The 8177-nt window shown below is 49.2% G+C and carries 8 protein-coding genes and 1 pseudogene; 5 read left to right on the forward strand and 4 right to left on the reverse strand.

The genetic code is table 11. The annotated features are described in order from the left end of the window. The 3 genes from NG792_RS09965 to NG792_RS09975 all read left to right on the forward strand — a co-directional run bounded on the left by NG792_RS09965 (position 1) and on the right by NG792_RS09975 (position 2047). Positions 1 to 1191: a TRC40/GET3/ArsA family transport-energizing ATPase gene (locus NG792_RS09965; protein WP_261235348.1), complete on the forward strand. Its 1191-nt coding sequence runs from the start codon at positions 1 to 3 to the stop codon at positions 1189 to 1191. Between the two features lie 282 nt (positions 1192 to 1473). Further along, a complete protein-coding gene (locus tag NG792_RS09970; protein ID WP_261196948.1) occupies positions 1474 to 1677 on the forward strand; it encodes a hypothetical protein in 204 nt (67 codons plus the stop codon). Between the two features lies 1 nt (position 1678). After that, positions 1679 to 2047, forward strand: a complete 369-nt coding sequence (locus tag NG792_RS09975; RefSeq protein WP_317619500.1) for a type II toxin-antitoxin system death-on-curing family toxin — start codon at positions 1679 to 1681, stop codon at positions 2045 to 2047. A gap of 14 nt (positions 2048 to 2061) precedes the next feature. On the opposite strand, the pseudogene NG792_RS29080 reads toward NG792_RS09975, so the two are convergent. The 4 genes and pseudogenes from NG792_RS29080 to NG792_RS09990 form a co-directional block, all read right to left on the reverse strand. Beyond that, a pseudogene (locus tag NG792_RS29080) lies at positions 2062 to 2109 on the reverse strand (hypothetical protein); the annotation flags it as partial. A 61-nt stretch (positions 2110 to 2170) separates the two neighbouring features. After that, positions 2171 to 2551 carry a DUF2281 domain-containing protein gene (locus NG792_RS09980; protein ID WP_261235350.1) on the reverse strand — a complete coding sequence of 127 codons (381 nt, stop codon included), beginning with the start codon at positions 2549 to 2551 and terminating at the stop codon, positions 2171 to 2173. Then, complete coding sequence (locus NG792_RS09985; protein WP_261235351.1) at positions 2551 to 2892, reverse strand: DUF6883 domain-containing protein; 342 nt, start codon at positions 2890 to 2892, stop codon at positions 2551 to 2553. Before NG792_RS09985 ends, NG792_RS09980 begins: the two co-directional genes overlap by 1 nt. An 81-nt stretch (positions 2893 to 2973) precedes the next feature. Continuing rightward, positions 2974 to 3159: a hypothetical protein gene (locus tag NG792_RS09990; protein ID WP_261196956.1), complete on the reverse strand. Its 186-nt coding sequence runs from the start codon at positions 3157 to 3159 to the stop codon at positions 2974 to 2976. 93 nt (positions 3160 to 3252) lie between these two features. Between NG792_RS09990 and purL the strand changes: the two genes are divergently transcribed. Both purL and purF read left to right on the forward strand, forming a co-directional pair. Continuing rightward, positions 3253 to 6273 (forward strand): phosphoribosylformylglycinamidine synthase subunit PurL, encoded by a 3021-nt coding sequence (gene purL / locus NG792_RS09995; RefSeq protein ID WP_261235352.1) that lies wholly within the window; start codon positions 3253 to 3255, stop codon positions 6271 to 6273. 33 nt (positions 6274 to 6306) lie between these two features. Then, complete coding sequence (purF, locus tag NG792_RS10000; protein WP_261196959.1) at positions 6307 to 7845, forward strand: amidophosphoribosyltransferase; 1539 nt, start codon at positions 6307 to 6309, stop codon at positions 7843 to 7845. The last annotated feature ends 332 nt before the right edge of the window (positions 7846 to 8177 follow it).

Here is an 8177-nt window from a genome sequence, read left to right on the forward strand (position 1 = left end):
ATGCGATTAATTTTAATGACCGGCAAAGGCGGCGTGGGTAAAACATCCGTTGCCGCTGCCACCGGATTACAATGTGCCGAATTAGGCTATAAAACCTTAGTATTGAGTACCGACCCAGCGCATTCCTTGGCGGATAGCTTCGACATGGAATTAGGTCACGAACCTCGCCTCGTTAGAGAGAACCTCTGGGGTGCAGAACTTGATGCACTCATCGAATTAGAAGCCAACTGGGGGTCAGTCAAACGCTATATTACCCAAGTTTTGCAAGCCAGAGGACTCGAAGGGATTCAAGCCGAAGAACTCGCCATTTTACCCGGAATGGATGAAATATTCGGTCTTGTGCGGATGAAACGGCATTATGATGAAGGCTTCTATGATGTCCTAATTATTGACTCTGCACCCACCGGGACTGCGCTACGTTTACTCAGCTTACCCGAAGTCGGGGGCTGGTACATGAGACGATTTTATAAACCCTTCCAAGGCATATCCGTCGCGCTGCGACCCTTCGTCGAACCCATCTTCCGCCCGATCGCGGGATTTTCTCTGCCGGATAAAGAGGTGATGGACGCACCTTTTGAGTTTTATGAACAAATTGAGGCATTAGAAAAGGTCTTAACCGATAATACTCAAACCTCCGTCCGCTTAGTCACCAATCCCGAGAAAATGGTGATTAAAGAATCCTTACGCGCTCATGCATATTTGAGTTTATATAATGTAGCCACCGATTTGATTGTTGCCAACCGGATTATTCCCGAAAGTGTCACCGACCCCTTCTTCCAACGTTGGAAAGAAAATCAAACCCAGTATCGACAGGAAATTCATGAAAATTTCCATCCCTTACCCGTGAAAGAAGTGCCCCTCTATTCTGAGGAAATGTGCGGCTTAGAAGCACTCGATCGCCTCAAAGAAACCTTGTACGGCAAAGATGAAGACCCCAGCCAGGTTTACTATAAAGAAACCACCGTCCGCGTGGTGCAAAACCAGAATGAATACAGTTTAGAATTGTATTTACCGGGTATTCCTAAAGACCAAATTCAACTCAGTAAAAGCGCTGATGAATTGAATATTACCATTGGTAATCATCGCCGGAATTTGGTGTTACCCCAAGCCTTGGCAGCATTACAGCCTTCGGGAGCCAAAATGGAAGATGATTATTTAAAAATTCGTTTTTCAGAAGTGGCTAAGGTGTAGGAAATATAGCCCGCCCGCACCCTGAAGGGTGGGGCTATACAAACAAAGCCCGCCTGCGCGGGCTAATCTTTTTCCTGATTTGTAGTAACGACTTCAGTAGTTATCCCGGTTCTTTATGACCACTGAAGTTGTTGCTATAGCAATCCTAAATCATTTGTAATAAAGCAAGCGAGCAAGATGCGTGCTTTCCAGGACTTTCAAGATTGAAGATTTTTTTTTACAATTTATTGAAGACTGATATAGGCTATAATTTATAAAAATAATAGTTTTGAAAGAAGTACAATGGAACCGAGTTCAAAACAAATCAACCCGGTTGATCAGGATAGCTATACTGAATCGACTCCCGAAAATAGTAACTCCAGCGAACAAGAGCGATCGCCTGACCAACCCTTATTTACATCAGCCTCCGATGAAGAAGTCTGGGAGGCTTATTTAGCATCAGAACAAGAATGGGAGGAGGTTTACCGTCGCCTTGCAGACTCCTAGATTGATTCAACTGTCCCAAGTGCTGGATATCCACAATCGTCAAATCAACAAATTTGGCGGCACTTCTGGGATCAGAGACGAAGGGTTACTTGACTCCGCATTGGCTCAACCTCAAGCTACTTTTGGCGGACAGTTGCTGCATCCCACTCTACCAGAACAAGCCGCAGCGTACCTTTACCATCTGGCAAAGAATCATCCCTTTGTGGATGGCAACAAGCGCACTGCCTTCGCGGTAATGGATACGTTCCTCAGAATCAACAGATACCGCCTCGACTTGTCAGCGGATGCGACTTACCAGATGGTTCTGGATGTGGTGGAAGACAAAATGAGTAAGGAAGTATTATCCAGGCGTTTGAGAAATAGGAGATAGGAGAATTGTTCGATCAAGTCCATCGGGTTAGACAGTCCCGACGACCATAATCTATCCCAAATTGTATAAACTTTCTATTTCAGTTCTGGGTCAGTTAGCATTTTGTTAACTGACTTACTTTTGTTACTGTTTCTGCTGTAAAAATTCGGCAAAGTCGCGAACTTCAGCAACTAAATCATCCGATAAATTATCTAAAACTGCTGTTAAATGTTCTCGAACTCCCATCGCTTCACGAGCAGGAATTGTTAAAACTAATTGATGAGGGTAAACGGTTTCTACCCCGATTGTCTCCATAAACGAATCAGATTCATCCTGAGTCGCTGACACAAAATTACCATTTTCATCGTACTTAACCCAACCCCCAAACAATTCGACAATATAAGCCTTTCCCTCTCCCAGAACTTCCACAATTGTGCCGACGGTTTCCACCTGCGCCCGTCCCCCATCGGTTAAGGGGATTGCTTCAGTGAGTTTAACCCCATCAAATAGCTGAAATCGAGCCATTACAACCCTCCTAATCTATCCGGTACTGCTGTTACAAACCTAGCAACATCTTCATCCAATAGCACAATCCAAACCGTTCTAATGCGTCGAGAAATCCCAGAAATGCCTGTAACTTCTATATAGGCACGATAAAGTTCACCCTGTTCGTTTTGGCTCTGAGGTTGCAATATATCCAAGGATACCTCAGTTAAGATTGCCTCTCGAATTGCTTCTGATGACTCAAACCCCATCACATCCCGCCAGAATTTCCGCTTATCTCCTCCTTGTCCTGGTTCACTGGCGCGGTTGAAGAGATATTGTGCTTTAGCGATGGGAAACTCGAAGCGCGTAGGTGAAGCCATTTTCGATATTTGTCTGCATTAATCGAGGCATTTGACAAATAGGAGAGAGGACCGATTGGGCGATCGGTGGCATCCTCCAGGTTACCAGCAAAAAAAACTAGACCCAGACAAGCCGCCCACTGCTCTAGCATGAGGTCCGGTGGGTTTTGAGCCTTTACGAATTAACGGCGCGATCGCCCAGAGCATTATTGCTGTGAACCTGAATTTAACCCAATTAACCTCACCCATGATGCCATAGCTGAGGCGATCGCTAGACCCATTCAGCATGAGGCGAATTCTTGCAAAAACATATCAAAACGTAGGAATGGCCCAAATCCAGATAAAATAGGGGGACTGTACTCTGGTGCAACGCCCTAATCCATGTCTGCAATCTCAAACGCCCCCTTTTCTCCGGAAGAAATCGCTGCCGAAAGTCTGAAACCGGCAGAATATGAAGAAATCGTCAAACGGCTAGGACGCCATCCCAATAAAGCAGAATTGGGAATGTTTGGCGTGATGTGGTCCGAACACTGTTGTTATAAGAACTCCCGTCCCCTGCTAAAACAGTTTCCCACCACCGGCGATCGCATCTTAGTCGGTCCTGGAGAAAATGCTGGGGTGATAGACTGTGGAGACGGATTGCGCCTCGCGTTTAAAATCGAATCCCATAACCACCCCTCGGCGATCGAGCCCTTTCAAGGTGCAGCCACCGGCGTTGGCGGCATCCTCCGAGATATCTTTACAATGGGTGCACGCCCAGTCGCCCTTCTCAACTCCCTGCGCTTCGGAAACATCGAAGACCCCCGCACTCGCCGCATCTTCACCGGCGTTGTAGAAGGAATCAGTCATTATGGGAACTGCTTAATTCCCAGCGAAACCCTAATCTGGCGGGATAAAAATGGCGTTCATTTCGATACCATCGGCAACTTTGTCGAATCCCATTTACCCCCAAATCAAACCACCGCAGAACTTGATCCAAGCGCTGGCATTGAAACCCTCTCTCTGGAACCTGATACCCAGCAGAGTTGCTGGCAACCCGTTCGCCGCGTCTTCAAACGACGCGCCACCACCTTAATTACCATCGGTACAGCATTGGGTCGGACCCTAACCATGACCCAGGATCATCCGATGTGCATTTTAGAAGAGGGAGTGTGGCAGACTCGCAATGCCAACAGCTTACAAGTGGGCAATCTTATCCCTATTTTGAGGAATATGCCCTCCCCTGCGATCGCATCCACGAGGGAAGTCCAGGCATTCGGGCGATCGACCCAAATTCATGCAGTTAATCCCGATATTTTTAGCCCAGAACCCAACACCAAATCAACCACCGTATTAGAACGAGTTCGCCAGACTGACGATTCTTTCCCCGTTTATGCAGTCTCCAACGAACTGGCATTTGTCAAAATCAAGAGCATTGAAACGAATGCCGTTGAGGAATGCGATGTCTACGATATTGAAGTGGACAACACTCATCTGTTTGTCACCACCTCCGGCATTGTCACCCATAACTGTGTTGGAGTCCCCACCGTAGGCGGCGAAGTGTACTTCGATCGCGCCTATACCGGCAATCCCCTTGTCAATGTCATGGCATTAGGGATTATGGAAACCCCCGAAATTGTCAAATCTGGTGCTTCCGGTGTCGGCAATCCCGTCCTCTATGTTGGTTCTACCACCGGCAGAGATGGTATGGGAGGGGCGAGTTTCGCCAGTGCAGAATTGACGGATAAATCCGCAGACGATCGCCCTGCGGTTCAAGTGGGCGACCCCTTCTTAGAAAAATCCCTGATTGAAGCCTGTTTAGAAGCCTTCAACACCGGCGCAGTGGTTGCCGCGCAGGATATGGGCGCTGCGGGAATTACCTGTTCCACCTCCGAAATGGCAGCGAAAGGGAATCTCGGCATTGAACTGGATTTAGACTTAATCCCTGTCCGAGAAACTGGCATGGTTCCCTACGAGTTCCTCCTCTCCGAATCCCAGGAACGGATGCTGTTTGTGGCACACAAGGGACGGGAACAAGAACTGATTGAGATTTTCCATCGTTGGGGACTGCAAGCAGTGATTGCCGGGACGGTGATTGCTGAACCGATTGTGCGGATTCTCCATCAAGGGGGAGTTGCCGCAGAAATCCCCTGCCGCGCTTTAGCGGAAGATACCCCCATTTACGATCGCGAGTTAATGGCAGAACCCCCAGAATATGCCCAAAAAGCATGGCAGTGGACTCCGGAGACTCTTCCCCCTTGCACGGCAGAAGGAATCGATATTCAAGGCAAATCCCAGACTTGGGCTGAGATTTTATTGCAATTATTAGATACTCCTACCATTGCCTCGAAGCGGTGGGTTTATCGGCAATATGATCATCAGGTGCAGAATAATACCGTCTTGCTACCTGGAGGGGGAGATGCAGCAGTGGTACGGTTACGCCCTCAATCACCCCTCTCCTCCACTCCCGCCACTCATCGCGGGGTTGCCGCTACGGTAGATTGCAATTCCCGATATGTGTATCTGGACCCCTACGAAGGCGCTAAGGCAGTGGTAGCAGAAGCTGCCCGCAATTTAAGCTGTGTGGGTGCCGAACCCATTGCGGTGACGGATAATCTCAATTTCGGTAGTCCCGAAAAACCCATCGGCTATTGGCAATTAGCATCAGCTTGCAAAGGCATTTCTGAGGCTTGTAGCGAGTTTGCAACTCCCGTGACTGGGGGGAATGTCTCCCTGTACAATGAAACCCTCGATGCCAAGGGGGAACCGACGCCGATTTATCCTACGCCAGTGATTGGCATGGTGGGATTGATTCCGGATATTACTCAAGTGTGTGGACAAGGGTGGCGCAATCCTGGGGATGTGATTTATCTGTTGGGATTACCCATTGCCGCGAAAACCCCGAATGTTTCTTTAGGCGGTTCGGAATATTTAGCCGCGATTCATGCAACTGTTGCCGGGAAACCGCCCGTAGTGGATTATCAGTTGGAACGACAAGTGCAAACCACCTGTCGGGAAGGGATTCGCCAAGGGTGGGTACAATCGGCCCACGATTCGGCGGAAGGGGGCTTAATCGTGGCTTTGGCTGAATCTTGTATTGGCGGGAATTTAGGGGCGAAAATTACCTTAAATGCCGATGCAGCAACCGTCTCGCGCTGGGATGAAATTCTATTTGCCGAAGGGGGTGCGCGGATTGTCGTCTCGGTGTCTTCAGAACAGGTGGAAAAGTGGGAATCTTATTTACAGGAACACTTGGCAGGAAATTGGCAAAAAATTGGGGAAGTATCCGACATCCAGACGGGTTTAATCGTTAATTCTGATGTTAACCTTCCCTTAATTGACGTTAGTATGACAGATATGCGCGATCGCTGGTCCAATGCCATCGAACGTCGCCTATCTGCATCCCCAAACCTTCCCGGTTGATCTACTACCCGAAACAGGAGCGAAGCCGTAAGCATGATCCCCCATCATCCCTTGTCCTCTGACGAGCATTATCCTGCATCCGCAGGCTCTTTGAGTGAATCGACTGAGGTTAACCCTGCTCTGTCCAACCGCCCGGATAAACCAGAAGAAGCCTGTGGCGTGTTTGGCGTTTATGCCCCCGGTGAAGATGTGGCGAAAATGACCTATTTTGGTCTCTATGCCCTTCAGCATCGGGGTCAAGAATCTGCTGGAATTGCGACATTTGATAGTAATGCCCAAGTCCATCTGCATAAAGGCATGGGGCTAGTTTCCCAAGTTTTTAATGAGACGATTCTGGAGGAATTACCCGGACATTTGGCGGTGGGACATACCCGGTATTCGACGACGGGAACCAGTCGCGTGGTGAATGCTCAACCGGCGATCGTCCCGACTCGATTAGGTCCGTTGGCATTAGCACATAATGGTAATCTTGTCAATACCGCAGTGCTGGGTCAAGAGTTAATCGAACAAAAGTGCAACTTGATCACCACAACGGATTCAGAAATGATTGCCTGGGCGATCGGGTTAGAAGTGGACAAGGGCAAAGATTGGTTAGATGCGGCGATCAGTGCCTTTCAACGGTGTAAGGGAGCCTATAGCTTGGCGATCGCCACCCCCACAGGCATCATGGGAGCCCGGGACCCCAACGGCATTCGTCCTCTCGTGATTGGCACCTTAGAAGGCAACCCCACCCGCTATGTTCTCGCCTCCGAAACCTGTGGGTTAGACATCATTGGTGCAGAATACCTGCGCGATGTGGAACCGGGAGAATTAGTCTGGATTGGGGAAGAAGGATTAGCCTCCTTCCATTGGAGTCAAGCCTCAGAGCGTAAACTTTGTATATTTGAGATGATATACTTTGCGCGACCCGATAGCATCATGTGCAATGAGTCTTTGTATAGCTATCGCCTGCAACTGGGACGACAACTGGCGAAAGAATCTCCGGCGGATGTGGATATCGTCATCGGCGTTCCCGACTCCGGCATTCCGGCGGCGATCGGCTTTTCCCAGACATCGGGCATTCCCTACGCAGAGGGACTGATTAAAAACCGCTACGTGGGGCGCACCTTCATCCAACCCACTCAGCACATGAGGGAGTCCGGGATTAAAATGAAGCTCAACCCCCTCAAAGATGTCCTCACGGGCAAAAAAGTCTTAATGGTGGATGATTCCATCGTGCGCGGTACCACCAGCCGCAAAATCGTCAAAGCCTTGCGGGATGCGGGTGCAACGGAAGTACACATGAGGATTTCATCCCCACCCGTGACTCATCCCTGCTTCTACGGCATCGATACCGACAGTCAAGATCAACTGATTGCGGCGACTAAATCCGTAGCGGAGATTGAAGCACAAATCGAAGTAGATTCCCTCGCTTATTTGAGTTGGGAAGGAATGCTGATTGCGACAGGAGAAGACCCCAGCCGCTTCTGTTCCGCCTGTTTCACCGGAGATTATCCCATTCAAATCCCTGACCCTGTGAAACGTTCTAAGCTGATTATGGAGAAAGCTCTTTCTTCTACCCCCGCAGGCTAAAGCCCGGAGGCTATAGGAACAAAGCCCGCCTGCGCGGGCTAAGAATCGTTGTTTTGTTCCTATGTTTGTAGTAAGGCTCTTTCTTCTACCCCCGCAGGCTAAAGCCCGGAGGCTATACGAACAAAGCCCGCCTGCGCGGGCTAAACTTGTGTTCCCCTTGCCTCGTTTGTAGTACCGACTTCAGTCGTTCCCTGCGTTACTTGGCGATCGCCAAGTAACGCCCGATTGTCACCTTGACCTCCAAAAAACTGGATTGGATTAAACTAAGCCGGGCAGTCGCCCACCCGACTCGTCTTCAGAACCGTGCGTGAAAGTTTCCCTTCACACGGCTC

This window comes from Laspinema olomoucense D3b (assembly GCF_025370785.1).
In the GTDB taxonomy this organism is placed as follows: Bacteria; Cyanobacteriota; Cyanobacteriia; order Cyanobacteriales; family Laspinemataceae; genus Laspinema; species Laspinema olomoucense.

Bases quoted from the DNA above. Each gene is read 5' to 3' on its own strand.
- NG792_RS09990 (WP_261196956.1), bottom strand. From the start codon at position 3,159: ATGCTGAATGGGTCTAGCGATCGCCTCAGCTATGGCATCATGGGTGAG.
- NG792_RS09985 (WP_261235351.1), bottom strand. From the start codon at position 2,892: ATGGCTTCACCTACGCGCTTCGAGTTTCCCATCGCTAAAGCACAATAT.
- NG792_RS09965 (WP_261235348.1), top strand. From the start codon at position 1: ATGCGATTAATTTTAATGACCGGCAAAGGCGGCGTGGGTAAAACATCC.
- NG792_RS09970 (WP_261196948.1), top strand. From the start codon at position 1,474: ATGGAACCGAGTTCAAAACAAATCAACCCGGTTGATCAGGATAGCTAT.
- purF (WP_261196959.1), top strand. From the start codon at position 6,307: ATGATCCCCCATCATCCCTTGTCCTCTGACGAGCATTATCCTGCATCC.
- purL (WP_261235352.1), top strand. From the start codon at position 3,253: ATGTCTGCAATCTCAAACGCCCCCTTTTCTCCGGAAGAAATCGCTGCC.
- NG792_RS09980 (WP_261235350.1), bottom strand. From the start codon at position 2,551: ATGGCTCGATTTCAGCTATTTGATGGGGTTAAACTCACTGAAGCAATC.